This is a genomic window from Enterobacter sp. NFIX59 (genome assembly GCF_900113755.1).
GTDB lineage: Bacteria > Pseudomonadota > Gammaproteobacteria > Enterobacterales > Enterobacteriaceae > Enterobacter > Enterobacter pseudoroggenkampii.
Genome location: NZ_FOQN01000001.1, coordinates 120724 through 147582 on the forward strand (window position 1 = coordinate 120724; position 26859 = coordinate 147582).

Genomic DNA, 26859 nt, shown 5'->3' on the forward strand with positions numbered 1-26859 from the left:
ACTATTCTTAAGTGGTTGCTGTTTTTTGCACAATCTGAATAATACGTGCAACAACAAGGAAGACAACATCCCATGAAAATAAATTCTATTATACTGGCAGTGCTGTCTGTCTTTTCTGCGCCTTCCTGGTCTGCTTTTCAGGAACGGGAATATAATACCTGGTATATCAAAAATGCGGTCCTTTATGATATGACACAAACCTCGGAAGGCTTTCCCGTCATGGTGAGTGTTTCTCAGCCAGGGCGAAAATCCGCTAACTTGCTGGTGTCATATATTACTGAAGGCCTTTGTGGTGATAATAACCTTCCGCTAAATGTGAATGGTAAAATCCTGCCCGCCAAATATGATTGTGTTCAGATAGGGCAGAACAGAATTGAACATTTTTCAGTGGTGGATGCGGACAGCGTCAATGGCATGGTGACGCATTTGAAATCTGATTTCACTATTCTCCTGCAAAACGATATCAAAATTTGGGCGGCAAATATCAAAACGCCAAAATACGGGCTGGCACCGAGATTCTAACGATGAAATGTCTGTCTCGCGACAGGTATTACTTCTATCATGGTAATCATTTATGAAATAATAGTGTCGTGGTGTTATTAATCAAAATAAGGAGTAAGTGGCCCTGTTTTTTTACGTATTGAAATGGACTGTATGCTAAACGGTACGAAACCGCACAAATAATCCTTTCTGACATTATGGATAAAGCTCACTACCAGACTTACGCTTGCTAGCGGCGTTTTAGTTGTTCAGCACATCTTTACTGGTAAGGAGCAGAATATGTCGCAACGTAATAGTCTGGATTTACTAAGCCGTAAAGAGGGAATGTGTCTGTTAGAGCAAAGCATGGGTTTTGTCTGGCAGGCAGCACTTCGGGCGGTCGCGGTATTAGGGGTCGCAGATCGTCTGGTTGAAGGAAAAAAATCCGTTACGCAACTGGCGGATGAGCTTAATGTCGATGGCGACTATCTTCATCGGATCATGCGCGTATTGTCCTCTCGCGGGGTGTTCAACGAATTATCTGAAGCTGAATACAGTCTTAGCCATTCAGCACAATTCCTCTGTTCTGAGCATGAATTTTCCTTGCGTGCGGCGGTGCTCATGCTGACAGACCCAACATTCTGGCAGCCAGCGGCTAAAATGGATGAAATATTGCAAGGCAAACCTGTTTTTAATGATTTGTTTGGCAAGCCTTTTTACGACTACTGGCAGCATGATGACACGATGACTGACAGCAACATTTTTCATGCGGGTATGGCCTCTATGTCATCCGTAGAGAATGAAGTCATCGCAGATAGCTATTCGTTCCCTCAAAACGCAGTCGTTGCCGATATCGCCGGTGGGCTGGGTAACTTATTGTTGGCCGTTTTACGTCGAAATCCGACCTTAACGGGGATCCTCTTCGATCAAAAAGACGTGCTTGAGCGGAATCGACTGCACCTGTTAAAGGATAATCGTCGATGGAAGACCGTTGAGGGGAGCTTTTTTGAAGCCTGTCCTGTAGCGGACATTTACCTGCTTAAATATATTTTGATGGACTGGCCTGATGGGAAGGCCAGTCAGATCCTTCAATGCTGCAGAAAGGCTATGAAAGAAAGCTCCCGGCTATTAATTTTTGAGCCGCTTATTAAAAAAGAAAATAATGAGCAGGGACGATTTGAAATTGACCTTCTTCTGTTAACAAGCTTTGATGGTGGACGGGCACGAACAGTGTCTGAGTATCATGCCTTGTTTGAACAGAGCAATCTGAAGTTGAACAAAATAATAGACACCCGTTCGTATCTGTCGATTTTAGAAGTCGTACCTGTCTGAGCTGTTTAAATAACATTCACAGAGCATATGTCCGGCATTCCGTTTTACCGTATTCCTGCTACGCTTGTCTGTTGTACCAGGAGCATGAATATGAAAAACAAAGATGAACAAACCGGATTAGTGGGGCTGGCGATTGGGGCCGCCGTTATTGGGCTGGTTTCAGCGCAGAAACCGATCCATCGCAACAGTATTGTCGATGAGCTGGTCAGGCTAGGCAGGCAAAAAGGCGATGGTGTAGAAGACGAGGTTTTCGTGAAAGCCGCCGAGCTGGTGAGAAAAGGGGTATAGCCTATGGCTGAATGTCGTAATGCGCAGTGCCATTGCGGTGCGGTGGCCTTTACCGTTGCGCTCACGGATGGCCTGAATACCGCGCGGCGCTGCAGCTGTTCTTTTTGTCGCATGCGGGGTGCGGTCGTCGTCTCTGCGCCGCTGTCAGGGATTACCGTGACAAAAGGTGAGGATAAGCTCACGGAGTACCGTTTTAACACGGGAACGGCACGGCACTTCTTCTGCTCGGTGTGCGGGATCTACACGTTCCATCAGCGGCGTTCCAATCCAAACGAATACGGCGTGAATGTTGCCTGCTTTGAAAACGTCTCACCGTTCGATTTCTCTGAGGTGAAGGTAATGGACGGGGTAAACCATCCCTCGGATGGAGACAGCGGGGTGTTTGGCTATCTCTCTTTTCGCAAGAAAGGGACAGTTGAGGCGTAATTGCCGCCTGGCCATTCTTTAATCAGCCTGGCTATAGTGGAGGGTGGTTATCTGAAACAGGAGAGACTATGCTCTGTGTTGAAAAAGACGATCCGCGAGAGGCACCTGAATCAGGTGATAAAAAGCCTCAACCGGTGAAAAAATAACGCGACCTGTGCGTTTATCCGCCACTGGCACTGCTGGTGGCTTTTTATTTTCCAGGAAACCCTGTTAACCGCCATCAAGGTGGGTTAACACAGCGCCGAGGTGCCCGACAATATCAGCAAAATCAAAAATTAACGCCATCCACAGCACGGCTAAAAGGGCAAGTACGGCAAGGGATACACGACCAAACAACGCTGTTATCCTTAGTGACGAAAGGGCTATCACCTGAGTTTAACCCGTTTTCTTTCAACTTACCTTCAACCAACCCTTTTCTGAAACTGTCTTTTGTGACTGACTTCAAAAAAATCGAGCCCGCATCATAATGCGGGCTCTGGCAATCAGAACTGGTAAACCAGACCTAACGCGACGACATCATCCGTGCCGATGCCGTTGTTTTTATAGAAGCTGTCATCTTCATCCAGCAGGTTAATTTTGTAATCAACGTAGGTGGACATGTTTTTATTGAAGTAGTAGGTCGCGCCTACGTCAGCGTATTTAACCAGATCCTGATCGCCCTGACCGTTGCCCAGATCCTTACCTTTAGACTGGAGGTATGAAAGGGTCGGACGCAGGCCGAAGTCGAACTGGTACTGCGCGGTCACTTCGAAGTTCTGGGTTTTGTTCGCCACGGCGTCGGTGTTATCACCGTACGGCGTCATATTGCGGGTTTCAGAATACATTGCCGCCAGATAGATGTTATTGGCGTCATATTTCAGGCCCGCAGTCCATGCATCCGCTTTGTCGCCGCCCGCTGTGGTATGCATCACCTGCTCGTTGGTACGGTCAGAAGAGGTGTAGGCTGCACCCGCAGTAATGCCCATGCCGAAGTCATAGGTAGTAGAGATACCGAAGCCGTCGCCGTTCTCGTGACGCGTGTCGCGACCGTTGTTGGTACCTTCCTGATTGTTGCTGGCGTCTTCATTTTTGCCCTGATACTGCAGCGCAAAATTCAGACCCTGCACCAGACCATAGAAATCGGTGTTACGGTAGGTGGCCACGCCGTTGGCACGGCCGGTCATGAAGTTGTCGGCTTTAGTGTAGGAGTCACCGCCGAACTCAGGCAGCATATCGGTCCAGCCTTCAACGTCGTACAGCACGCCATAGTTACGACCGTAATCAAAGGAACCGTAGTCGCCCACCTTCACACCAACGAAGGCCAGACGCGTCCAGGACTGGTTATCAGACCCTTCGGTGTTATTGGCCTGAATGTTGTATTCCCACTGTGCGTAGCCGGTCATCATGTCGTTGATCTGGGTTTCGCCTTTGAAGCCCAGACGCATATAGGTTTGATCCCCGTCAGCGCCTTTATCATCGGAGAAATAGTGCAGACCATCTACTTTTCCGTACAGATCTAATTTGTTGCCGTCTTTATTATAAATCTCTGCTGCATGAGTTGCGCCAGCCATTAACAGAGCCGGAATCATCAGGGCCAGTACTTTTCTTTGCATTGTGATATTCCTTTGCAGTTGTTTTTATTTAATTACCTGTTGAACTTCCCAAGTGAGAAAGTTGTCTCATGCTAAATCACTCCTGTGTAAGAGTAATAAATTATAATTGTTACGAACTAAGTAAAATCTAAACCGAATAAATCAATGGTAATGGTCATCTGTTTGATGAATGTATTAATGCAAAACATAATAAATTAAAATTATTAATCAGGCATTAGTTAAGCTATTCTTGGCGGCGTTATATGCCTTTAAGATTATTTATCCATAATTCGCGTGAATAATATTTAGGAAACTAAATAGATATTTATTGATTATCTGGATCCGCCCGGCGTGTCCGGGCTTTTTTATGGCAAAAAAAAGCCCGGACACGCCGGGCTGAGAAACTAGTCGCTGGTCGATTTTTCGGCTTTACCCGCCAGCTGCGCCAGGAAATCATAACGTTTTTGCAGATCGGCCGCGGCGTCTTTCCAGAGCTGTTCGGCCACTTCCGGCTGCTGCGCGTTAAGGCGACGGAAGCGTTGTTCCTGCATCAACGTCTCGGCCAGGGCATCTGACGGCGGACGTGAATCCAGCGCCAGCGGTAACTTACCTTCGTCCGCACGGCGCGGGTCGAACCGGTACAGCGGCCAGAAGCCGGTCGCGGTCAGCTGACGCATCTGGTCGTGGCTGAGTGCCAGGTCGTAGCCGTGCTCTTCACAAGGGCTGTAGGCAATGATCAGCGACGGGCCTGGATACGCTTCCGCTTCCTGGATGGCTTTTACCGTCTGGTTAAGCTGGGCACCCAGCGAGATTTGCGCGACGTAAACGTGACCGTACATCATCATGCTCACACCGAGATCTTTGCGCGCCTTGCGTTTTCCGTGTTCACCGAATTTCGTCACAGCGCCTAACGGTGTGGCTTTCGACGCCTGGCCACCGGTATTGGAATAACACTGTGTATCCAGAACCAGGATATTGACGTTTTCGGTCAGGCTCAACACGTGATCCAGTCCGCCAAAACCGATATCGTAAGCCCAGCCGTCACCGCCGATCAGCCAGATCGATTTTTCAACCAGCGCGTCTGCGTCGGTCAGCAGCTGTTCAGCGCCCGCCACGCCCTGAAGCGCCTGACGTAGCTCAGCAACCTGCTCACGACGTTCTTCAGGCGATGCGTCCGCGTGAAGCGCGTCATTGAGCCCGGCAGGGATCTGCCCGGCAAACTGTTCCAGCAGGCGCATCACGCGTGCGCGGTGCTGGTCAACGGTCAGGCGGAAGCCCAGGCCGAATTCGGCGTTATCCTCGAACAGCGAGTTTGCCCACGCGGGACCGCGACCGTTGCCGTCAGTAGTGTACGGTGTGGAGGGCAGGTTACCGCCATAGATAGACGAACAGCCAGTAGCGTTGGCAATCAGCATGCGGTCACCGTACAGCTGAGTAAGCAGCTTGATATACGGCGTCTCACCACAGCCGGAACAGGCCCCGGAATACTCAAACAGCGGCGTAATCAGCTGTGAAGTGCGAATATCAATGCGTTCCAGTTTGCTACGATCGATTTCCGGCAGATTCAGGAAGAAGTCATAATTGACCTTCTCCTCTTCAACGTGCTCCAGACGCGACATCATATTGATGGCTTTGATCTCCGGATCCTGCCTGTCTTTCGCCGGACAGACCTCGACGCAGAGGTTACAGCCGGTGCAGTCTTCCGGCGCGACCTGCAGAACATATTTCTGTCCGCGCATATCGCGAGATTTCACATCCAGCGAATGCAGGCTGGCTGGTGCAGTTTCCATCTCTTCCGGTGCAACCACCTTGGCACGAATGGCAGAGTGCGGGCAGGCCGCCACGCAGTGGTTGCACTGGGTACACAGCTCTTCCTTCCAGATGGGGATCGCTTCGGCGATGTTTCGTTTTTCCCAGCGGGTGGTGCCCATCGGCCAGGTGCCATCTGGCGGCAGCGCAGAGACGGGCAGGGCATCACCCAGCCCGGCCAGCATCGCCGCCGTCACGGTCTTCACGAAATCAGGCGCCGCATCGGACACGACCGGAGGGCGGTTCGGACTTGCGGCATTGACCGGCTGCAGCGGGACTTCGAACAGCGACTCGCGCGCCAGCGCCAGCGCCTGCCAGTTACGTTCGACCAGCTCCTGGCCCTTGCTACTATAGCTTTTAGCAATCGCACCCTGCAGTTCTACCAGCGCGCTGTCGCCCGGGAGGATATTGGTCAGATGGAAGAAGGCCATCTGCATTACGGTATTAATACGTGCAGCAAGGCCACATTCGCGGGCAATTTTTGCAGCGTTAACCACATAGAAACGGGCTTTTTTCTGGTTCAGCACCGCCTGCACTTCCTGCGGCAGGCGCGCCCAGACTTCGTCCGCGCTGTATGGCGTATTCAGGAGGAAAATACCGCCGGGCTTCAGGCGCTCGGCCATCTGGTATTTATCGATAAACTGCAGCTGGTGACAGCCAACAAAATCAGCCTGAGAAATCAGATACGCAGAGCGGATGGGCTGTTCGCTCACGCGCAGGTGGGAAACGGTCAGACCGCCGGCTTTCTTGGAGTCATAGACGAAGTACCCTTGGGCATACCACGGCGTGGAGTTACCGATGATTTTGATGTTGTTTTTGGTTGCGGAGACGCTGCCGTCGCTGCCCAGACCATAGAACAGCGCCTCAAGTTTGGCGGTTGAGGGCAGGGTGTTTTCCGGCAACGACAGGGACAGATTCGTCACATCATCATAAATGCCGACGGTAAAGCGCGGCTTGGGCTTCGCTTCGCTGAGCTCGTTGAATACCGCCAGCACGCAGTCCGGACCAAACTCCTTGGACGATAACCCATAGCGACCCCCGATCACGCGCGGCAGCGTTTCACGTTCGCCGTGATTAAAGGCCTCGGCCAGGGCAGTCATCACATCCAGATACAGCGGTTCCGCCTGGGCGCCCGGCTCCTTGGTGCGATCGAGCACCGCAACGGTACGCGCGGTCTCCGGCAGCGCAGAGAGCAGATGTTTCGCCGAGAACGGGCGATAGAGACGCACTTTAAGCACGCCAACTTTTTCGCCGCGCGTCAGCAGCTCATCAACAACTTCCTCGCAGGTGCCAATGGCCGAGCCCATCAACACAATGACCCGTTCCGCCTGCGGATGGCCGTAGTACTCAAAGGGTTTGTATTCCCGGCCGGTCGCGGCGGCAAAGTCATTCATCGCCTGTTCAACATGGTCGTAAACCGCGTTGTACCACGGGTTCGTGGCCTCGCGGGACTGGAAATAGGTATCGGGGTTCGCCGATGTGCCGCGAATAACCGGGTGTTCAGGGTTAAGGGCCCGGGCGCGATGCGCGTCGATGTCCGTCTGCGGAAGCAGATTCAGGATAGTATCGTCGGCCAGCGGGACGATTTTGTTGATTTCGTGAGAGGTGCGGAAACCGTCAAAGAAGTGAATAAACGGCACGCGGCTTTTGAGCGTGGCAATATGCGAAATTAAGGCAAAGTCCTGAGCTTCCTGAACGCTGCTGGCGCACAGCATCGCGCAGCCGGTCTGGCGTACGGCCATCACGTCAGAGTGATCGCCAAAGATAGAGAGCGCGTGGGTGGCAACGGTACGCGCCGCGACGTGCAGAACGAAGGGGGTCAGTTGCCCGGCGAGTTTGTACAGCGTCGGGATCATTAACAACAATCCCTGAGAAGAGGTAAACGACGTGGAAAGCGCGCCGGTCTGAAGCGCGCCGTGCACCGTGGCAATCGCACCGGCTTCCGACTGCATTTCAACCACTCGCGGGACATCGCCCCAGACGTTTTTTAACCCGTTACCCGCCCAGGCATCCGCCTGCTCAGCCATGGTAGAACTTGGCGTAATTGGGTAGATGGCGATAACTTCACTGGTGCGAAACGCGACTGAGGCAACTGCACCATTACCGTCAATAGTTTGCATAGGACAACACCCTTACATTGCGCAAAAAATAGGGGTCTGTATTACGGCAACAAACCCTGAATATTATCTGTGTATTCTAGCAAATGGGTGATTTTACGATTTTCGCTTTTGTGTCCTCGGTATTCTCGCCATCAATGAGTAGATCAAACTTTTGGCGAAAAAATTGCGAGAAATTGTTTCTGAAGCGCATAAATACGCACTTTCGCTCTCGACGACACGGGATGTGATGCCTATTATGCATAGGTTTCGCTTTATTCATGGGGGAGAGAGCATGCGCTCAGCATTTTGGTTAGGGTGTGCCGCATTATTGTTGTCGGCATGTAGCAGTGAGCCCGTTCAGCAGGCAACGGCAGCCCACGTGGCGCCGGGAATGAAAGCGGCGATGTCCAGCTCGGGTCAGGCTAACTGCGCAATGATTGGCGGTTCGCTGTCGGTTGCCCGTCAGCTGGATGGTTCTGCTATTGGGATGTGCGCCTTGCCAAATGGCAAACGCTGTAGCGAACAGTCGCTTGCCGTTGGTAGCTGCGGTAACTACTGATTATTCTGCACGCTTAAACATCAGCGTTTTATCGGCCGTGGCCAGCGTTAACTGGTCTTCAGTCAGGTCGACCTGCGCCCCTTTGCGCAGCATGTCGCCGATGGCCTGATCCAGCTCATTCAGCTGTGGTTCAGTACATAGCTTGCGCGTCATGGCCAGCGTTTTAACCTTAAGCTCGCCTTCGGACAATTTCCCCTGTCCGTTGAAGCGGTTACACATCTGGCCAGAAATGCTGATGTTATTAACCAAGCTGATATCTGGCAGCGCGCTAAAACCGATCTCAGGTTGCGTTGTCGCACTCTTCACTGCCTTACCGTTTACATTTTCCAGCACAAAGCGGTGGTTCTGAAGTTGCTCCGGCTGAACGGAGGCTTTACCCGGATTAACGCAGCCGGTAAGGACAAGACTAATAACGCTTAACGCAATGAGCTTTTTCATTTTTCTTCTCAAACTATTAACACTGTGAATCTTTTTCCAGTGTAACGATACTCTGCCGTGCGTTAATGGGGTTTATCTGAAAGTGCGGGGGGAGGTACCGGGCAACGCAGCGGTTGCCCGGGATGACGTTAATGCGATTTAAACCCTGCCGCCGTCATCAGCATACGGAAGAGCATACTGACCGCAGCCAGCGCCAGTACGCTGCCGCCCCAGATAATGACCAGCCACAGCAATCTTTTCCAGACCGGTTGTTGCATCAGTGATAACCCTCCCCATGCTGAACTTTGCCGCGAAACACGTAGTAGCTCCAGAAGGTGTAGACCAGAATAACGGGAATGATCAACAGCGCGCCGACCAGCATAAAGCCCTGGCTTTGCGTCGGTGCGGCCGCCTGCCACAGGGTGATCGACGGTGGAATGATATGCGGCCAGATGCTGATCCCCAGCCCGCTAAAGCCGAGGAAGATCAGCCCCAGCGTCAGAATAAACGGACGGCTATGGCTGTCGGGATTATTCAGGCAGCGCCACTGGTACAGACTAAACATCACCACCAGCGCCGGGACGGGCAGCAGATAAAACAGATTCGGCAGCGTAAACCAGCGCGCAGCGATGGCCGGTTGTGCCAGCGGTGTCCAGAGGCTGATCGCCGCAATAAACGCCAGCAGCACGATTAACAGCGTTTTTGACACCTCACGCATCCGCTGCTGCAATGCGTTTTCGCTTTTCATCACCAGCCAGGTCGAGCCTAACAGCGCATAAGCCACCACCAGCCCCGCGCCGCAAAACAGGTTAAACGCGGTAAACCAGTCAAAGGGGCCGCCGGTATAGGCCCGACCGGTGACGGCAAAGCCGTTAATGACGGCGCCTACCGTCACGCCCTGGGTAAACGTCGCCAGAATTGAACCGCCTATAAACGCCTTATCCCAGAAGGGACGGTGAGCCGGGGTGGCTTTAAAGCGAAACTCAAATGCCACCCCGCGGAAAATAAGTCCGATCAGCATTAACGTCAGCGGAATGGTCAGGGCATCAACGATGACCGCATAGGCCAGCGGAAACGCGCCGAACAGGGCGGCTCCGCCGAGCACCAGCCAGGTCTCATTTCCGTCCCAGACCGGCGCGACGCTGTTGACCATCACGTCGCGATCGTCGGCGTTTTGCGTTGCCGGGAACAGAATGCCGATCCCCAGATCAAAACCGTCCATGACGATATACATCAGCGTGGCAAAGACGATGATGACAAACCAGATAATGGAAAGATCGATACCCATTATGGCTGCTCCTTGTGTTCAGTTGTGACGGCAGAAAGCGGGCGCGCCGGACGTCCGTCGGACTCGGTGGCGAAAGATTCATGCGGCTCCGGGCCTTTTCGGATGAGGCGCACCATATAGCTGTAACCCACGCCGAATACCGAGGTATAGACGACGAAGAAGGCCAGCAGGCTCACGCTCATGTGCAGATCGCCATGGGCAGACACCGCATCCTTCGTTCGCTGGAGTCCGTAGACCACCCACGGCTGGCGGCCCACTTCGGTGGTGATCCACCCGGCCAGGATGGCAATCAGTCCGGATGGTCCCATCAACAGCGCAAACCACAGGAAAGGTCGGGAAGAATAAACGCGCTTTTTATAGCGCAGCCAGAGAGCCGTCACCCCAAGCAGCAGCATCAGCATGCCCAGACCCGCCATAATGCGGAACGACCAGAAGACGATGGTGGAGTTCGGGCGGTCTTCCTTTGGAAACTCTTTGAGCGCCGGTACCTGTTTATCCAGACTGTGCGTCAGAATAAGGCTGCCGAGCGCGGGGATCTCCAGCCCAAAGCGGGTGCGCTCCTGCTCCATATCCGGCCAGCCAAACAGCAGCAGCGGGGTTGGCTCACCCGGCGGGTTTTCCCAGTGGCCTTCAATGGCGGCAATCTTGGCGGGCTGGTGCTTTAAGGTGTTCAACCCGTGCATATCGCCAACCATGGCCTGGATGGGGGCGACAATCAGCGTCATCCACAGAGCCATCGAAAACATCGCGCGGATGGCAGGGGTATTATTGCCGCGCAGCAGATGCCATGCCGCCGATGCGCCCACAAACAGGGCGCTGCTCAGGAACGCGGCTATCGACATGTGCAGCAGGCGGTAAGGGAAGGAGGGGTTAAACACCACCGCGAACCAGTCTACCGGTACCACCTGACCGTTGACGATCTCATAGCCCTGCGGGGTCTGCATCCAGCTGTTCGAGGAGAGGATCCAGAAGGTGGAGATGATGGTCCCCAGCGCTACCATGCAGGTAGCGAAGAAGTGCAGTCCCGGCCCGACTTTGTTCCAGCCGAACAGCATTACGCCGAGGAATCCGGCTTCGAGGAAGAAGGCGGTAAGCACTTCATAAGTCAGCAGCGGGCCGGTAATACTGCCCGCAAACTGCGAAAAGCCGCTCCAGTTGGTGCCAAACTGGTAGGCCATCACCAGCCCGGAGACCACGCCCATGCCAAAGTTGACGGCAAAAATCTTCGACCAGAAATGGTACAGGGAGCGCCAGACCGGATTTTTAGTTTTCAACCACAGCCCTTCGAGTACGGCAAGGTAGCTTGCGAGACCAATGGTGATGGCCGGGAAAATAATGTGAAAGGATACGGTAAAGGCAAACTGTATCCGTGCAAGGTGAAAAGCATCTAAACCAAACATGCAAAACTCCGCGATGTAATTATGTCGATGCCATTCTAAGCCGCGCCAGCTCTGGGTTGCAGAAACAGACCCGGCATATTTACCTATAACAGTTTGCCAGTGTATTATTTATAGATGTGCTTAAAGTCCGCTTTCCGTTAATGACTTTGCTCGAGTAATTGCTCCAGCATTAAATATGGGGTGCTCGTAGCGATCGGTTACGTCACTCACGCGGTAAATTTTCCACTTTCCGTCTTCACGACGCATATAGACTTCAAGATTAAGAAACCCGCCGTTCTCAATACCAATCCTGACAGGAAGAACTTCGCCATTGATGAACTGATGCGCCACACCAACCTCAAGCCGCTTCACCCAGGAGGGATCATAATCCTGAATATAAGCGAAATAATCTGACCCCAGGATTTCCTGTTCAGGAATCGACTCTATCTCGTTAAGTCGGGATAGTGTATCTGCCGCAACGTACTCTCTAAGCTGAGGGTATTCACTATCACTTTCCGCAAAAAACGTCAGATATGTGGAATAAAATTCTTCCGCTCGTTCGGCAGCATTCTGCTGAGGTACGCACGTACAAGCTGATAATAATAACGGCAAAGTAATTATAATCCCCCTCATCATCTACTCATCCTGTAAATCTTATAGGTTGGTTGTGCGCGGCGGTAACCCGGCCCGGGGTACATACTGAGCTGGGTAAAATCTGAGATCCACCGGGTGCCGTCGAACATTGTCATATGGCCGCTTGAATTTCCCCCAGGATAGGGCTGTATTACAGCGACATCTCCGCTAAGCAACGTCGAACCGGGAGGAACCTCCCTAAAACCTGCACGCAAAAGTTTTGGTCCATAATCCTTCGCATCATGTGTGCGTTCAAGCGTAATGCCGCCAGCGATTATGGCACGACGTGTAAACTTCGCGCATTCGTTATGAGAGTGTCCAAGCGCATGCGAGCGGAGGTAAGAAACAGCCGCGTTTTTATTCCAACTCATTGATAATTCCTTTCTGTAAGGTAAGGGCGCAATTCCTGCTTGAGCAAGACAAGTATCAGAGTGTTCATTAGCCTGTTGTTAATACTCTGTGGTTGGTGAGATGAGTAGGCAAAAAATGTTATATATTATGTTTATATTTCATGTGGTTATGTATGTATGGTCGAGGATTGTAAAGATCAATATTTAAAAAGCTGGACGAGCATCAGGGAATAAAAACATTCTTTTTATGAATTTTCCGCATTAAACCGCTTGCTTTGTCGTCAGCGCCGTGCGTTAATGGTCTTCTGGTTTTGAGTCCAAATAAATATCTGACGTAGTTTTATAAAGCAGTTCTCATCACGTTGTGCCTCTCCGCAGCCTCTCTTGGGTCTTTATCTACATTCCGATTCGTTTTGTTTAAAACCATTATGCCCAATCGGCCCATTAGTAATTTACGTTTTAACGTTTCAGGAGAATCCTATGACTTCTTATATCCATTTTCGCTGCCCATGCTGCCATGGTTCGCAGTACCGTACCTCAGCCTTTGATGTGTCTGAGAAAAACCCGTTTGGCGCGAAATGCATTTTTTGCAAATCGCCGATGATCACGCTCGACCACCTGGCCGCCGCGCATTCCGCTCAGAGCCACGTGACCGAATACCGTAAGTAATTCATCTTCCAGACTATAACAGTTAGCTAAATCTTCTCTTTTTCTCCTGCTGATATACACTGTCGGTCATAAGGAGAATCTGATGAAAAAATACCAGCGTCTGGCGCAACAAATTATCTCGCAGATTGAGCTTGGCGTATGGCTGCCGGGCGATAAGCTGCCTTCCCTGCGAGAGCAGGTGGCAAGCAGCGGCATGAGTTTTATGACCGTTGGCCACGCGTATCAGATGCTGGAAAGTCAGGGGCGCATTGTCGCCAGACCGCAGTCGGGCTATTACGTTGCCTCGCGCCCGACCGCACACCAGCCTGCGCCACCCGCTCAGGTGATGCGTGACGAAGCGGTGGATATCAATACCTACATCTTCGACGTCTTACAGGCCAGCCGCGACCCGTCCGTTGTTCCTTTTGCCTCCGCGTTTCCCGATCCCCGTCTTTTCCCGCTTCAGCAGCTCAACCGCTCGCTGGCGAACGTCAGTAAAACCGCGACGGCGATGAGTGTGATTGAGAACCTGCCGCCGGGTAACGTCGATCTTCGCCACGCCATTGCCCGTCGCTACGCGCAGCAGGGGATGAACATCTCCCCGGAAGAGATCGTGATCACCGCAGGCGCGCTCGAGGCGCTGAATCTTAGCCTGCAGGCGGTGACCGAGCCGGGTGACTGGGTGATTGTCGAAAACCCCTGTTTCTACGGCGCGCTGCAGGCGCTGGAACGCCTGAAGCTTAAAGCGTTGTCGATTGCGACAGACGTCCGCGAGGGGATCGATCTCAACGCCCTTGAACAGGCGCTGAATGAGTACCCGGTTAAAGCCTGCTGGATCATGACCAACAGCCAAAACCCGCTCGGCTTCACGCTGAGCGCGGAGAAAAAAGCGCAGCTTGTCGCGCTGTTAACACAGCACAACGTCCCGCTGATTGAAGATGACGTCTACAGCGAACTCTATTTTGGCCGCGACAAGCCGCTCCCGGCGAAAGCGTGGGATCGTCAGGACATGACGCTTCACTGCTCGTCCTTTTCAAAATGTCTGGTGGCCGGTTTTCGCATCGGCTGGGTGGCAGCAGGAAAACACGCGCGGCGCATTCAGCAGCTACAGCTGATGAGCACGCTCTCAACCAGTTCTCCCATGCAGCTGGCGCTGGTGGATTACCTGGCGACCAAACGCTACGACGCTCACCTGCGCCGCCTGCGGCGTACGCTGGCCGAGCGAAAGCAGCAGGCCTGGCAGTCACTTCTGCGCCATATGCCTGCCGGCGTCAAAATTCACCATAACGACAGCGGCTATTTTTTGTGGCTGGAGCTTCCGGCACAGTTGGATGCGGGGCTGCTGAGCGAAAAGGCCTTAACGCACCACATCAGCATTGCTCCCGGAAAGATGTTTTCCACCTCTGACGCGTGGACGCCATTCTTTCGTTTTAATACCTCCTGGGCCTGGGGAGAGCGGGAAGAGCAGGCGGTCATTCAGTTAGGAAAATTAATTAGCACGATGCTGGAATAATGCTTTCTCCGTTATTTAAATAATCAATTCTTATCCTGATGACGGCACTGCGAATATTTCGCGGTGACCTGTCATAGGAAATCTGCATACCGTCTCTCGCGCCTAACTCCTTGTCTATAATCCAGTTAACGGGGAATGCGCCCTCGGTCACACCTTGATGAAATTTCCTGAAGCCGTACGGTGCGGCGCATTTGCGCGGTCTACGTTTAATAAGGGAGATATTTTTACGGCACGGCTGCCGCTAAATTTCATTGCGACAGGAGTAACTCTTATGAGCAAAAATTTTGCCCGCAGCAGCCTGTGTGCGCTCGGCATGACTATCATGACAGCGCAAGCCGCAGAACCCCCCAAGGCCATTGGCGATGGGGAAGGTCGACTGGATATTATCGCCTGGCCGGGATACATCGAGCGGGGACAGACGGATAAAAACTACGACTGGGTCACCCAGTTTGAAAAAGAGACCGGGTGTGCGGTCAACGTCAAAACGGCGGCCACGTCGGATGAAATGGTCAGCCTGATGGCGAAGGGGGGATACGATCTGGTCACCGCCTCGGGTGACGCCTCCCTGCGGCTGATCATGGGCAAACGCGTCCAGCCGATTAACCCGGATCTTATTCCCAACTGGAAAACCCTCGACGAACGGATTGTGAAAGGAGAATGGTTTAACGTCGGGGGCAAGGTCTACGGCACGCCGTACCAGTGGGGGCCAAACCTGTTGATGTACAACACCAAAACCTTCCCGACGCCGCCGGACAGCTGGAGCGTGGTCTTTACTAAACAGGATCTGCCTGACGGTAAAACCAATCAGGGACGCGTACAGGCGTATGACGGCCCGATTTATATCGCCGATGCGGCGCTGTTCGTCAAAGCCACGCAGCCGCAGCTGGGTATCAAAGACCCGTACCAGCTCACCGAAGCACAGTATGCCGCCGTGCTTAAGGTGCTTCGCGACCAGCATGCCCTGATCCACCGCTACTGGCACGACACCACCGTCCAGATGAGCGACTTCAAAAATGAAGGCGTCGTGGCCTCCAGCGCCTGGCCGTATCAGGCGAATGCTCTGAAGGCCGAGAACCAGCCCATTGCCACCGTCTTCCCGAAAGAGGGGGTGACAGGCTGGGCGGACACCACCATGCTCCACGCGCAGGCTAAACACCCGATGTGCGCCTACAAATGGATGAACTGGTCGCTGACGCCGAAAGTGCAGGGCGATCTGGCTGCATGGTTTGGTTCCTTGCCTGTGGTTCCGGAAGGGTGTAAAGCCAGCACGCTGCTGGGCGATAAAGGCTGCGAAACAAACGGTTATAATGAGTTCGACAAAATCATGTTCTGGAAAACCCCCATCGCAGAAGGCGGCAAATTTGTCCCTTACAGCCGCTGGACGCAGGATTACATCGCCATCATGGGCGGTCGTTAATTGCCCGGGAGCAGAACATGACGTACGCGGTCGAGTTTAATAATGTTTCCCGCCTGTACGGCGACGTACGGGCGGTGGATGGGGTCACCATTGCGATTCGTGACGGAGAGTTTTTCTCCATGCTGGGGCCTTCGGGCTCCGGCAAAACCACCTGCCTGCGCCTGATAGCCGGTTTTGAACAGCTGTCAGGCGGGACGATCTCTATCTTCGGCAAAGAGGCGAGCGAGCTGCCTCCCTGGGAGCGGGATGTGAACACCGTGTTTCAGGACTACGCGCTGTTCCCGCATATGTCGATCCTCGACAATGTCGCCTACGGGCTAATGGTCAAAGGCGTCGACAAGAAAAAACGCCATGCCCAGGCCCGTGATGCCCTGGAAAAAGTGGGCCTCAGCTTTGCCGTTGCCCGCAAACCTTCTCAACTTTCCGGCGGCCAGCGTCAGCGTGTCGCCATTGCCCGCGCGCTGGTGAATGAACCGCGCGTCCTGCTGCTGGACGAGCCTTTAGGGGCGCTCGATCTCAAGCTGCGGGAACAGATGCAGTTTGAGCTGAAGAAGCTTCAGCAGGAACTTGGTATCACCTTTATTTTTGTCACCCACGATCAGGGCGAGGCCCTTTCCATGTCAGATCGGGTGGCGGTGTTCAATAACGGGCGCATCGAGCAGGTGGATACCCCGCGCGATCTCTACATGCGTCCACGCACGCCGTTTGTTGCCGGTTTTGTCGGCACCTCTAACGTCTTCGATGCGGGCCTTGCGCAGAAAATATGCGGCATGGAAGGCAGCTATTCCCTGCGCCCGGAACATATTCGCCTTAATGAGGGCGGAGACGTTCAGGTTCAGGGCGTCGTGCAGGCCGTTCAGTATCAGGGGGCGGCCACGCGTCTGGAGCTAAAGCTCGCCGATGGTGCCAAACTGCTGGTGAGCCAGGCTAATCTCAGTGAAACCTCGTCGCTGAGCGGCATTGCGCCGGGGCAGGCGGTCATGGCGTCATGGTCACGCGAGGCGATGATTCGCCTGCACGAGGAGAGGTGAAATGGATATGAGTGTCGCGCATCCTCCCGCCTCGCGCGGCCGCTTAAGCCGCATGACCGCACTGTTCTGGCGCAAGCCGTCGCTCGGCCTGTTCCTGCTTCTGCTCGCGCCGCTGATGTGGTTTGGCATCGTCTATTTAGGATCGCTGCTGACGCTGCTGTGGCAGGGGTTTTACACCTTTGACGATTTCACCATGGCCGTCACGCCGGACCTGACCCTGGCGAACATTCTGGCGCTCTTTAACCCGGCAAACTACGACATCATCCTGCGCACGTTAACGATGGCGATTGCGGTGACCATTGCCAGCGCCATCCTCGCATTCCCGATGGCCTGGTACATGGCGCGATACACCAGCGGCAAGTGGAAGGCTTTCTTCTATATCGCCGTGATGCTGCCAATGTGGGCGAGCTACATCGTCAAAGCCTATGCCTGGACGCTGCTGCTGGCTAAGGACGGCGTGGCGCAGTGGTTTCTCAGCCATCTCGGACTGGAGCCGATTCTGACCTCAATCCTGACGCTCCCGGCAGTGGGCGGTAACACCTTGTCCACCTCCGGGCTGGGACGGTTTCTGGTGTTCGTCTATATCTGGCTGCCGTTTATGATCCTGCCGGTTCAGGCGGCGCTGGAACGCCTGCCGGCCTCGCTGCTTCAGGCCTCAGCCGACCTCGGCGCGCGTCCCCGTCAGACGTTCCGCTATGTCGTTCTGCCGCTGGCCATTCCGGGCATTGCGGCGGGCTCAATCTTCACCTTTTCTCTGACGCTGGGAGATTTCATCGTTCCGCAGCTGGTGGGGCCGCCGGGCTACTTCATCGGTAACATGGTCTACTCGCAGCAGGGTGCCATTGGCAACATGCCCATGGCCGCCGCGTTCACGCTGGTGCCCATCGTGCTGATTTCTCTTTATCTGGCGTTCGTGAAACGTCTGGGAGCATTCGATGCACTCTGAACGCGCACCGCTGTTCCTGAAAGTGGCAGCGTGGGGAGGCGTCATCTTCCTGCACTTCCCGCTGCTGATTATCGCGACCTACGCCTTCAACACCGAAGACGCTGCCTTCAGCTTTCCGCCGCAGGGGCTGACGCTGAAGTGGTTTAGCGTGGCGGCGGGGCGCGGCGATATTATTGAATCCGTGACGTTGTCACTTCAAATTGCGGCGCTATCTACCGCAATTGCCCTTGTGCTTGGCACGCTTGCTGCAGCGGCGCTGTGGCGAAGCGAGTTTTTTGGCAAGAATGCGATTTCGCTGTTGCTGCTGTTGCCGATTGCATTACCGGGGATCATCACCGGCCTGGCGCTGCTGACGGCCTTCAAAACGATCAACCTTGAGCCGGGGTTTTTCACCATCGTGGTCGGACACGCCACCTTTTGCGTGGTAGTGGTGTTTAACAACGTGATTGCCCGATTCAGACGCACCTCCTGGAGCCTGGTGGAAGCGTCGATGGATCTCGGGGCCGACGGATGGCAAACCTTCCGCTATGTGGTGCTGCCCAATCTGGGTTCCGCGCTGCTGGCCGGGGGAATGCTGGCGTTTGCCCTGTCGTTTGACGAGATCATCGTCACGACATTTACCGCGGGACACGAGCGCACGTTACCGCTGTGGTTGCTCAATCAGCTCGGGCGTCCACGCGACGTGCCGGTCACCAACGTCGTTGCTCTGCTGGTGATGCTGGTGACAACTCTCCCCATTCTGGGAGCCTGGTGGCTCACCCGCGACGGCGAGAACATCGCTGGTGGCGGGAAATAACTTCGATTTAAACAGGACAACGCTATGCAAAACCAACTGCTGATTAATGGTGAACTGATTACTGGCGAAGGGGAAAAGCAGCCGGTTTACAATCCCGCCACCGGAGAAGTGCTGCTGGACATCGCTGAAGCCTCTGCCGCGCAGGTCGATGCTGCCGTTCGGGCTGCCGATCGTGCCTTTATCGAGTGGGGGCAAACCACCCCGAAAGCCCGTGCAGAGTGCTTACTGAAACTGGCTGACGCCATCGAAGAACATGCCGACACTTTCGCGAAGCTGGAATCCCTCAACTGCGGCAAGCCACTGCACTGCGCTCTGGGTGATGAAATTCCGGCGGTGGTGGACGTTTTCCGCTTCTTTGCCGGGGCGGCCCGCTGCCTGAACGGCCTGGCAGCGGGGGAATACCTCGAAGGACACACCTCGATGATTCGCCGTGACCCGGTGGGCGTGGTTGCCTCTATTGCACCATGGAACTATCCGCTGATGATGGCGGCGTGGAAGCTCGCGCCCGCGCTGGCGGCAGGAAACTGCGTGGTGATTAAGCCCTCAGAGATCACCCCGCTGACCGCGCTGAAGCTGGGAGAACTGGCAAAAGATATCTTCCCCGCAGGCGTTCTGAACGTGCTGTTTGGGCGGGGGAAAACGGTCGGCGATCCGCTGACCGGGCATGAAAAAGTCCGCATGGTTTCGCTGACCGGTTCGATTGCGACCGGGGAACATATCATCGGCCATACGGCGTCCTCCATTAAACGCACCCACATGGAGCTGGGCGGTAAAGCGCCGGTTATTGTCTTTGATGATGCCGACCTGGATGCGGTTGTCGAAGGGGTGCGGACGTTTGGTTTCTACAATGCCGGACAGGACTGTACGGCGGCCTGTCGTATTTATGCCCAGAAAGGCATTTATGCCGCGCTGGTGGAAAAGCTGGGCGCAGCGGTCGCCAGCCTTAAAATGGGGGCACCGGAGGATTCCTCTACCGAACTGGGACCGCTCAGCTCGGCCGCCCATCTTTCTCGCGTCTGTCAGGCCGTCGATGACGCGAAAGCGCTCGGCCATATCCGGGTTGTCACCGGCGGGAGCAAAAAAGAGGGGGCAGGCTACTACTTCCAGCCAACCCTGCTGGCGGGGGCAAAACAGGACGATGCCATCGTTCAGCGCGAGGTGTTTGGCCCGGTGGTGAGCGTCACCGAGTTTGACGATGAGGCGCAGGTGCTGGCCTGGGCGAACGATTCGCAATACGGCCTGGCGTCATCGGTCTGGACCAAAGACGTGGGGCGCGCCCATCGCCTGAGCGCGCGCCTGCAGTACGGCTGCACCTGGGTGAATACCCATTTTATGCTGGTGAGCGAAATGCCGCACGGCGGCATGAAATTATCCGGCTACGGCAAAGATATGTCGGTCTACGGGCTTGAGGATTATACGGTCGTGCGGCATGTTATGATTAAACACTGAGCCCGTCATGCCTGGTCGTATTTGCGGCCAGGCGCTCTCCTTGCCCGCCACCCGTGTTACGTAAGATACTCAATTGTTATTAGCCATAGTTTTTAAGTGGTTATTCTGTAACGAAAAAACTTGATCTGTGTCAACATATGACGCATATTGCGTGCGGTTATTTTTTCGGCTCTGGTATACAGAATGACGTTGTATCAAAAGATGTTGGTTTTTTACGCAATCATGGCTTCCATCTGCGCATTAATTACCTGGTTCCTCTCCAAAGACCGCAAACGTATCCGCCTGCTCAGCGCTTTCCTGGTGGGGTCAACCTGGCCAATGAGCTTTCCCGTTGCGCTGCTGGTATCGCTTTTCTGAAGCACGCTTCCAGTTTTAAAAGATGAACATAGCATTCCTGATGTGATAACTGTATAAATACACAGTGCATCATAAAAGGAGTGCTTATGAACAGTTTTTACTCGCAGCAGGCCGGTTGCACCGTGCGCTGGCACGACTTGCCCGGTACCGGCGATCCCGTGGTGTTCATTCACGGACTGGGCTGCGCCTCTTCCTATGAATATCCCCGCGTCGTTCGTGACCCGCTGTTTGGCGCGCGCAGAGCGATTCTCATCGACTTGCCCGGCAGCGGCTACAGCGATAAGCCTCTGCACTACAGCTATAAAACCACTGACCAGGCCCACGTCGTCGCGGAGCTGATTGACCATCTTGAGCTGGATGCCTTCTGGTTATACGGCCACAGCATGGGCGGCAGTATTGCTATCGAAACGGCGGGGCTGCTGGCAACGCGCGTGAAGGGACTGATGGTGTCAGAGCCCAATTTTCACGCGGGTGGGGGCATGTTCAGCCGGTCTATAGCGGCGCAAACCGAGCAACAGTTTCTGGAGCAAGGTTATGACGCCATGCTCAGCGCAGAAAAAACGGCGTGGGCAGGGTGCCTGCAGAGCAATGCCGCTTATGCCGTCTGGCGCGGTGCATCCAGTCTGGTGGCGGGCGTTGAACCGGAATGGGAAGCGCAGTTTCTGTCACTCCCTTGCCCGGTGACGCTGATTTTCGGCGAGCTCTCTCTGCCGGATGACGATGTGGAAAATCTAGAGCAGAAAGGTGTTGAGGTAAAAATTATCCCTGCGGCGGGGCATTCAATGTCGTGGGAAAACCCGTCTGCGCTGGCACAGACGTTAGCTGAGTGTATGGCGGTGTGATCGTTGTGCAATTTATTATCGTTGCAAAATGTAGGCCGGGTAAGCGCAGCGCCACCCGGCAAGAAGGGCGGCTACTTTATTAATGCCCGCAGTGCCTGACGTGCGTCAGGCTGAACATCATGCGGATGCTGGTAATCAATGTTCTCTATCGCGCGGCTATAGAGGGCGACCAGCCAGTCGTAAACGTACGCGGTGGCCGCATGCACAGGCTGTTCTCCCAGGCGCGTCAGACGAGGCTCGGCGCTACTGACCACTGGCGTGACGAAGATGGCCTGGCCCTTGCGGATGCGGCTTGCCGGACGCGTCGCCACGGGCGTCTGGTCGTAACCCAGCCAGCCAATGAAATTGCCCATCACGGCATGCAGTTGCGCAGCGCTACTTTTATCCGCTTCGACGATGCGCTGAAGCTGTTGAGGCAGATCAAGCCGGTAGCTGGTGGTCACCAGCACATCCGCGATTTGCTGTAACACCGCAGGTTCCAGCCCCAGACGGGCGGCCGCGGCCTCATTGCGGCTCCACTGGCGCAGATGATTTATCCACACTCTGTGCGCCAGTCGCGCTTTGTCTTTTGTCTGGAACAGGCCGTTGCTTTCCTGTGCATTCTCGGCAAACAGGTCAATGGTGTCCGTAAACAACCCGTTCACCTGCTCCTCGCGAGGCTGCTGAACGGCGAGCAGCGTTTCAAAGGCCTTCAGCGGCGGCAGCAGGCCTTCAAGCAGTTCGCCGTGGCGGGCGGCGCTGCTTTGCAGCGTGCGCACCATGTTTTCGGCCTGAGCACGTCTTGTCCCCGGCTCCTCAACCAGCGGCGTCAGATAGCTTTGCATCAGCGATGAGAGCTCCTGTCGCAGCAGGCCTTTCAGCGTGCTGAGACGCTTCTGTCGCTGCGCGGACAGCGTGGCCTGAGACAGCCACTCGATGACGCGCTGCATGCTGTGGCTGTCCAGGGCCTGCAGCGTGCCCCAGCGTAAGCCCGGCTTACCGAGCAGATGCTGTACGGCTTCGTCGAGGTTCTGCCGGGTAGTAAAGCGGGCGTCATGCGGGGTGATCGCCCACACCAGACCTGGAAGGGCTGACTCTTCAGCAGGCTGCGTCTCCTTCACCCAGTTCATCAACACTTTTGCTTTTTTGGCCGTCTGTTCGTGCTGCGCCGTCGCGTTACAAATCACCAGCACATCAGGTTGAAGCTGTTGACGGTAATGCTCGAGCAGCCACTGGGATTTCGCCTGGCGTAGCGGGTCGGCACGGTTATCTTCAAAAACCGGAATATCAATAATATCGACGTTGTCCAGCGCGCCGTTCTCAACCGGCAACACCAGCTCGCGGGTCAGGAAGGCCAGCACATCGACGGGGATACTGATGGCGTTAAGCATTTCACCGCCATTCAGCGGATGAAGCAGCGTCTCCTGCGCGTCCTGAAGGTCTAACGTGCCGTCGTGCGTCAGGAATCCTTCACCCGGCAGCCCAAAGCTGTCCACCAGCAGGCTAAGCGGGGCAGCAAGATCGCTGACATGGCTGGTCTGGTGCAGCACGTGGGCCAGTTTTAACCACTGCTGGGTCAACTCCTGCTGCTCGCCCCACAGCAGGGACCAGACGCTGGCCCGCGTGCTGAGATCGAGCGATGGCACCAGCTGGGCAAACTCATACCAGAGGGCATCATCAATTTGCTGTTTCGCTGCGGGTACGGTGCTTTGCCAGAAGCGGGCAATCGCTCCCACCTCCTGAGCAGTGATACCGGGCACGCCCTGCGGCTGGCGCAGCCCGCGCCATTTCTCCAGACGTGTCTCAATGACCGCCTTATCCACTGCGCGCATCTGCGGGTGCAGGGTCGTGCGGGCAATAAACAGCTGTACCAGCTCGGCCTCGGTGACCAGACGCAGACGCAGCGGGAACGCCTCATCAGCCACCTCCGGGGTTTCCCGGGTGAAGCGGACGGCCATGTTGGTCAGGGCATGTCCCGGATTGATATGCGAAAAATAGTCAAAGGTGCGCTGGCCTGGCGTTACGTTAAGGCGTCCATTGCCGCTGCCGCACAGAGACAGCAGCAGGTGCGCTTTCGCGCTCTGCGAATGACCGTAAAGCCCAATGCTGCTCTGGCGAGTCATGGCGCGTTCAATGGCCTGCTCCCGCGCCTGCACCGCGTTGATGCGAGCAAGCAGGGCGTCAGCATCGTTATCCAGCACTGGGGCGTTCAGGCGCGTCTCATTAATCCACCCGATTAAGGCCTGAGTGGTGGTCGTGGTCGCTGTCATTTCAGGTATACGCTCCCGCTGTCGATCCAGTAGTGGCTGCCGCTGTGTCGGCGGTCGGCCAAAGTATTCAGTTTGAAGGTTAGTGCGTCAGGCGCAACCGGCGTGCCGTCCTGCAGCCAGGCATCGCTCAGCTCGAAGGCCTCCGGGCCTTCCTGCTTGCTGCCGCCGCAGAGTTTCAGCCGCACGTTCAGCACGCCGTCACCGGCAATGGCTTTGGCCAGTTCAGCCGAGTTAATGCTGAGCGTGTAGAGCGGCGTGGCAGGCCAGCGCGCGTTCGCCAGTTGGCGGAAGCCGAGGGTGACGTTACCGCGCAGCGGGAAGTGCAGACGCGCGTCAAGCTTAGCGCCGGGCTTATCGAGATCGATATCCTGATACCAGACGTTTTCCTCGCGCAGGGTATTGACGGTGTTATCCAGCACGCCGAGATAGCGCACGGTGGAATACGCGCCAATGTCCGCGGCTTTAAAGTTGAAGCGCGGCAGACGCAGATCGAGCGCCAGGCTGCAGAGCATGGCGCCCACCGCGGCTGTCGATTTAGGGTTGCCAATGCGCCCCTGCTGGCTGAACGGATACCACTCGTGCACCTGGTATTTATCCAGCCAGACGATGCGATTGACCGGCACCGGCTGCAGGTGGCGAATGAGCGCCTGAACCCCAGGCAGGCAGCCGGGGCGTCCGGTGATCAGCAGAATATCGCAGCTGTAATGGGAAATCGCCTCACACACCGCGTGGAGCGGGGAGGCCAGCGTAAACTGCCCAGCCAGCATCGCATCCTGCATTTCGCGGAAGTTCACATGCAGCGGCACCGCGAACAGATCGAAAGCGTCTGAACCCGCAGGCAGGGCATGATCGATCGCCTGCTGCAGGTAATTCATCACGTTGCGGGTCGGCTTCTGAGGCAGCAGATCGCCAAAGGTGGCATGCAGACCGGCCAGCGGATCGTCAACGTCGCTGGATTCCCATCCGGCAAGAATAGCATGGCCAATTGGCATAAAGAGCTGCAGCGCCGTTTGCTGGCGCAGCACGGCCTGGGTATCAATGCGCCCGGAGTCACCGAACAGCGAGGCCATCAGCAGCGAGGCATCCGCGATACCGGATTTCTGCAGCTGCGTTTGCAGAGCGGGCAACACGTAGCGCTGAATCACGTCCAGAAGCGTATCGTCACCCGCGACCTTAAAGCCTTCACGGAACAGCAGCTGCGGGGTGATTTTGACGTTATTGCCGGAACCGTCGTCCAGCTGGTAATGGGTGATCGCCATATCCGTTGTCCCGCCGCCGATGTCGATGGACGCGACGCGCAGCGCGCGTCCCGGCTGGCTACCCGGCTCAGGCTCACGGTCCGGGCGGGCCAGGGAGGCGAAGAAGGCTTCGGTCTGACCGCCAAAGCGGGAGATGGCTTCGTTATACAGCCAGACCAGCTGACCGCAGCTGGCTTCATCCCACTCCATCTGGATTTCAGGTACCGGCACCACGCTTTTTTCCTGCTGTTTGCGGGTGACAAAATCCTCATCCTGCGGGTGCCAGCCCATCGCTTTCCAGACGATGGCGATGGCTTCAAACATGCGGCGACGGAAAATCTCGCGCTCCTGCTTTGGCATGGCCGAGGGCAGAGTCAGGATCAGGGTGCGCAGCTGGCGCGGCGACGCCGGGAAGCCCAGACGCAAGCGTGTGGCGACGCTGTTGATCTGTCCCAGCGCCTGCGCCAGCAGCTCGCACAGCATGTGCGTCATCAGGGTGCTGCGGCTGTACTGCGGCGAGAAGACTGGCAGGCGCTCGTCCTGCGGCAGCGTGAAGAGCGGCTCGCCGTCATCGTTCATCAGGTTCATCAGCGGGAATGCGGTGGCAAGCGGTTCACGCTGGGTTTTGCTGTTCATCTGGCTAAAGCGCCAGTCCTGCACGACCGGGGTTTCATCCCACAGGTAGCGACGCGGGCTGGAGATACCGCTGTTGCCTTCGGTTCCCAGACGCTGCATCGCCAGTTTGCGGGCTTCATCACCGACGCGCACAATCGACGGCCAGACAAAGGCATCTTCGCGACCGCTTTCAACCGAGAAGTGCTGCTTGCCAAAACGCGCTTCCGAAAACTCGAGACGGCTGGTGAACAGCGGCTCGTTCAGGAATTGCGGCTCGCTGAGCGAGCGAACCTGCAGCTCGGCGGTCTGGCGCAGCCCATCGTTCGCATCGCCGTGGTCTTCAATAATGACGCCGCAGGTGTGGGTATTACCCACGTCAAGGATCAGGTCAACCGGAATGGCTGGCGTGCTGAGCGTATGGGTAACAAATTTCACTTCCGGTACGGTGAGCTGTTCACCGAGCATGGTCAGCACGTTGAGCCAGTGGGCCTGATACTCAAATCCGCGCATCGCCTGCTGGAGATCGCGTTCTGAGCGGTTTTCAGCGCCGTCGGCATACTGGGTAAAGGCCTCGCGCAGCCAGCCGTCAATCCAGGTCTGATCGAGGAAACTTTCTACCTCGTTATCGCGCCAGGCCAGCGCGAAACGGGTCCCGTTGAGAATATCGTTTTCAACCGGGGACAGGGCTGACGTGGCGTGTTCAGCGATCTGGCTGTCAAGGGCGAGAGTGACGCGGTGCGTATTGCCTGCCGTATCGGGTGTATCAAGCCTGCGCACCTGAACGCGTGCCCAGTTATCCGGCCCCTCGACAAAGGTTCTCGGTGGGTTAAAGCGCAGGAACGGAACCGGAAGCCAGACGCCGTCCAGCACCGTCAGAGACTGATGCAGCGGGATGGTGGTTTCCGGTTTGACCACTTCAGGCTGGCCGCCGTTCGTTCCCGGCAGGGTATAGCGACCGTTGACCAGGTCGAAGTCGAGGCGCAAAAGCGGGCCGTTCGCGGTTTTACGTACGAAGCGCCCGTTGCTGGCGGTGTCCTGCGGCGTCAGACCGAAATCAAGGAACTGCACGCCGCTGTTGGCAATAAGCGTGACGCTTTGTTTATAGTCGCAAAGATTAACCAGCATAG

General features: G+C 55.4%; 26 protein-coding genes. 15 read left to right on the forward strand and 11 right to left on the reverse strand.

Annotation, left to right across the window (positions count from 1 at the left end; all coding sequences use genetic code 11):
- Window positions 1-72 precede the first annotated feature (72 nt).
- From BM007_RS00590 to BM007_RS23320, 5 genes are all read left to right on the forward strand, one after another.
- Window positions 73-522 (forward strand): hypothetical protein, encoded by a 450-nt coding sequence (locus BM007_RS00590; protein ID WP_090416736.1) that lies wholly within the window; start codon window positions 73-75, stop codon window positions 520-522.
- 258 nt (window positions 523-780) lie between these two features.
- Window positions 781-1812, forward strand: a complete 1032-nt coding sequence (locus BM007_RS00595; RefSeq protein ID WP_090416737.1) for a methyltransferase — start codon at window positions 781-783, stop codon at window positions 1810-1812.
- Between the two features lie 90 nt (window positions 1813-1902).
- Window positions 1903-2100, forward strand: a complete 198-nt coding sequence (locus BM007_RS00600) for a hypothetical protein (protein ID WP_023312007.1) — start codon at window positions 1903-1905, stop codon at window positions 2098-2100.
- A gap of 3 nt (window positions 2101-2103) precedes the next feature.
- The gene (locus tag BM007_RS00605; RefSeq protein ID WP_032647497.1) at window positions 2104-2526 is read left to right on the forward strand and encodes a GFA family protein; all 423 of its coding nucleotides are present in this window, start codon (window positions 2104-2106) and stop codon (window positions 2524-2526) included.
- Between the two features lie 68 nt (window positions 2527-2594).
- Entirely contained in the window at window positions 2595-2672 is a 78-nt protein-coding gene (locus tag BM007_RS23320; protein WP_223239581.1) for a hypothetical protein, read from the forward strand.
- Between the two features lie 64 nt (window positions 2673-2736).
- Here the strand turns inward: BM007_RS23320 and BM007_RS23510 are convergent, their stop codons facing one another.
- From BM007_RS23510 to nifJ, 3 genes are all read right to left on the reverse strand, one after another.
- Window positions 2737-2862 (reverse strand): hypothetical protein, encoded by a 126-nt coding sequence (locus BM007_RS23510; RefSeq protein WP_268987792.1) that lies wholly within the window; start codon window positions 2860-2862, stop codon window positions 2737-2739.
- Window positions 2863-3008: 146 nt separating this feature from the next.
- Window positions 3009-4118, reverse strand: a complete 1110-nt coding sequence (gene ompC / locus BM007_RS00610) for a porin OmpC (RefSeq protein WP_090416739.1) — start codon at window positions 4116-4118, stop codon at window positions 3009-3011.
- Between the two features lie 383 nt (window positions 4119-4501).
- The gene (nifJ, locus tag BM007_RS00615; protein WP_090416740.1) at window positions 4502-8026 is read right to left on the reverse strand and encodes a pyruvate:ferredoxin (flavodoxin) oxidoreductase; all 3525 of its coding nucleotides are present in this window, start codon (window positions 8024-8026) and stop codon (window positions 4502-4504) included.
- Window positions 8027-8297: 271 nt separating this feature from the next.
- Here nifJ and BM007_RS00620 point away from each other — a divergent pair, with 271 nt between their 5' ends.
- Entirely contained in the window at window positions 8298-8564 is a 267-nt protein-coding gene (locus BM007_RS00620; RefSeq protein ID WP_024907232.1) for a putative hemolysin, read from the forward strand.
- Here BM007_RS00620 and hslJ read toward each other — a convergent pair whose 3' ends face one another.
- From hslJ to BM007_RS23325, 6 genes are all read right to left on the reverse strand, one after another.
- Window positions 8565-9002: a heat shock protein HslJ gene (hslJ, locus tag BM007_RS00625; RefSeq protein ID WP_024907233.1), complete on the reverse strand. Its 438-nt coding sequence runs from the start codon at window positions 9000-9002 to the stop codon at window positions 8565-8567. It lies immediately after the preceding gene.
- Window positions 9003-9130: 128 nt separating this feature from the next.
- Window positions 9131-9259 carry a DUF2474 domain-containing protein gene (locus tag BM007_RS00630; RefSeq protein ID WP_090416742.1) on the reverse strand — a complete coding sequence of 43 codons (129 nt, stop codon included), beginning with the start codon at window positions 9257-9259 and terminating at the stop codon, window positions 9131-9133.
- On the reverse strand, window positions 9259-10269 hold the full coding sequence (cydB, locus tag BM007_RS00635) for a cytochrome d ubiquinol oxidase subunit II (protein WP_090416744.1): 1011 nt from the start codon (window positions 10267-10269) through the stop codon (window positions 9259-9261). Before cydB ends, BM007_RS00630 begins: the two co-directional genes overlap by 1 nt.
- Entirely contained in the window at window positions 10269-11669 is a 1401-nt protein-coding gene (locus BM007_RS00640; protein ID WP_090416746.1) for a cytochrome ubiquinol oxidase subunit I, read from the reverse strand. Before BM007_RS00640 ends, cydB begins: the two co-directional genes overlap by 1 nt.
- A 120-nt stretch (window positions 11670-11789) precedes the next feature.
- Entirely contained in the window at window positions 11790-12284 is a 495-nt protein-coding gene (locus BM007_RS00645; protein WP_244319914.1) for a YqhG/Tai3 family protein, read from the reverse strand.
- Window positions 12281-12652: a hypothetical protein gene (locus BM007_RS23325; protein WP_090416748.1), complete on the reverse strand. Its 372-nt coding sequence runs from the start codon at window positions 12650-12652 to the stop codon at window positions 12281-12283. The genes BM007_RS00645 and BM007_RS23325 overlap by 4 nt, the downstream gene beginning before the upstream one ends.
- A 459-nt stretch (window positions 12653-13111) precedes the next feature.
- Between BM007_RS23325 and BM007_RS00655 the strand changes: the two genes are divergently transcribed.
- The 9 genes from BM007_RS00655 (at window position 13112) to BM007_RS00695 (ending at window position 21630) form a co-directional block, all read left to right on the forward strand.
- The gene (locus BM007_RS00655) at window positions 13112-13300 is read left to right on the forward strand and encodes a cold shock small protein YmcF (protein WP_032645155.1); all 189 of its coding nucleotides are present in this window, start codon (window positions 13112-13114) and stop codon (window positions 13298-13300) included.
- Between the two features lie 82 nt (window positions 13301-13382).
- A complete protein-coding gene (locus tag BM007_RS00660) occupies window positions 13383-14792 on the forward strand; it encodes an aminotransferase-like domain-containing protein (protein WP_090416750.1) in 1410 nt (469 codons plus the stop codon).
- A 271-nt stretch (window positions 14793-15063) separates the two neighbouring features.
- Entirely contained in the window at window positions 15064-16209 is a 1146-nt protein-coding gene (ydcS, locus tag BM007_RS00665; RefSeq protein WP_024907240.1) for a putative ABC transporter substrate-binding protein YdcS, read from the forward strand.
- Between the two features lie 17 nt (window positions 16210-16226).
- Window positions 16227-17240: an ABC transporter ATP-binding protein gene (locus tag BM007_RS00670; RefSeq protein WP_090416751.1), complete on the forward strand. Its 1014-nt coding sequence runs from the start codon at window positions 16227-16229 to the stop codon at window positions 17238-17240.
- Between the two features lies 1 nt (window position 17241).
- Window positions 17242-18186 carry an ABC transporter permease gene (locus BM007_RS00675; protein WP_090416754.1) on the forward strand — a complete coding sequence of 315 codons (945 nt, stop codon included), beginning with the start codon at window positions 17242-17244 and terminating at the stop codon, window positions 18184-18186.
- The gene (locus BM007_RS00680) at window positions 18176-18982 is read left to right on the forward strand and encodes an ABC transporter permease (RefSeq protein ID WP_024907243.1); all 807 of its coding nucleotides are present in this window, start codon (window positions 18176-18178) and stop codon (window positions 18980-18982) included. The genes BM007_RS00675 and BM007_RS00680 overlap by 11 nt, the downstream gene beginning before the upstream one ends.
- 24 nt (window positions 18983-19006) lie before the next feature.
- Window positions 19007-20431 carry an aminobutyraldehyde dehydrogenase gene (gene patD, locus BM007_RS00685; protein ID WP_048991980.1) on the forward strand — a complete coding sequence of 475 codons (1425 nt, stop codon included), beginning with the start codon at window positions 19007-19009 and terminating at the stop codon, window positions 20429-20431.
- Window positions 20432-20614: 183 nt separating this feature from the next.
- The gene (locus tag BM007_RS00690; protein ID WP_013096478.1) at window positions 20615-20788 is read left to right on the forward strand and encodes a GhoT/OrtT family toxin; all 174 of its coding nucleotides are present in this window, start codon (window positions 20615-20617) and stop codon (window positions 20786-20788) included.
- 86 nt (window positions 20789-20874) lie between these two features.
- Complete coding sequence (locus BM007_RS00695) at window positions 20875-21630, forward strand: alpha/beta fold hydrolase (protein WP_090416756.1); 756 nt, start codon at window positions 20875-20877, stop codon at window positions 21628-21630.
- Window positions 21631-21701: 71 nt separating this feature from the next.
- On the opposite strand, the gene BM007_RS00700 is transcribed toward BM007_RS00695, so the two are convergent.
- The gene (locus tag BM007_RS00700) at window positions 21702-23879 is read right to left on the reverse strand and encodes a virulence factor SrfC family protein (protein WP_090416758.1); all 2178 of its coding nucleotides are present in this window, start codon (window positions 23877-23879) and stop codon (window positions 21702-21704) included.
- Window positions 23876-26857 (reverse strand): virulence factor SrfB, encoded by a 2982-nt coding sequence (locus BM007_RS00705; RefSeq protein ID WP_090416760.1) that lies wholly within the window; start codon window positions 26855-26857, stop codon window positions 23876-23878. Before BM007_RS00705 ends, BM007_RS00700 begins: the two co-directional genes overlap by 4 nt.
- Window positions 26858-26859 lie beyond the last annotated feature (2 nt).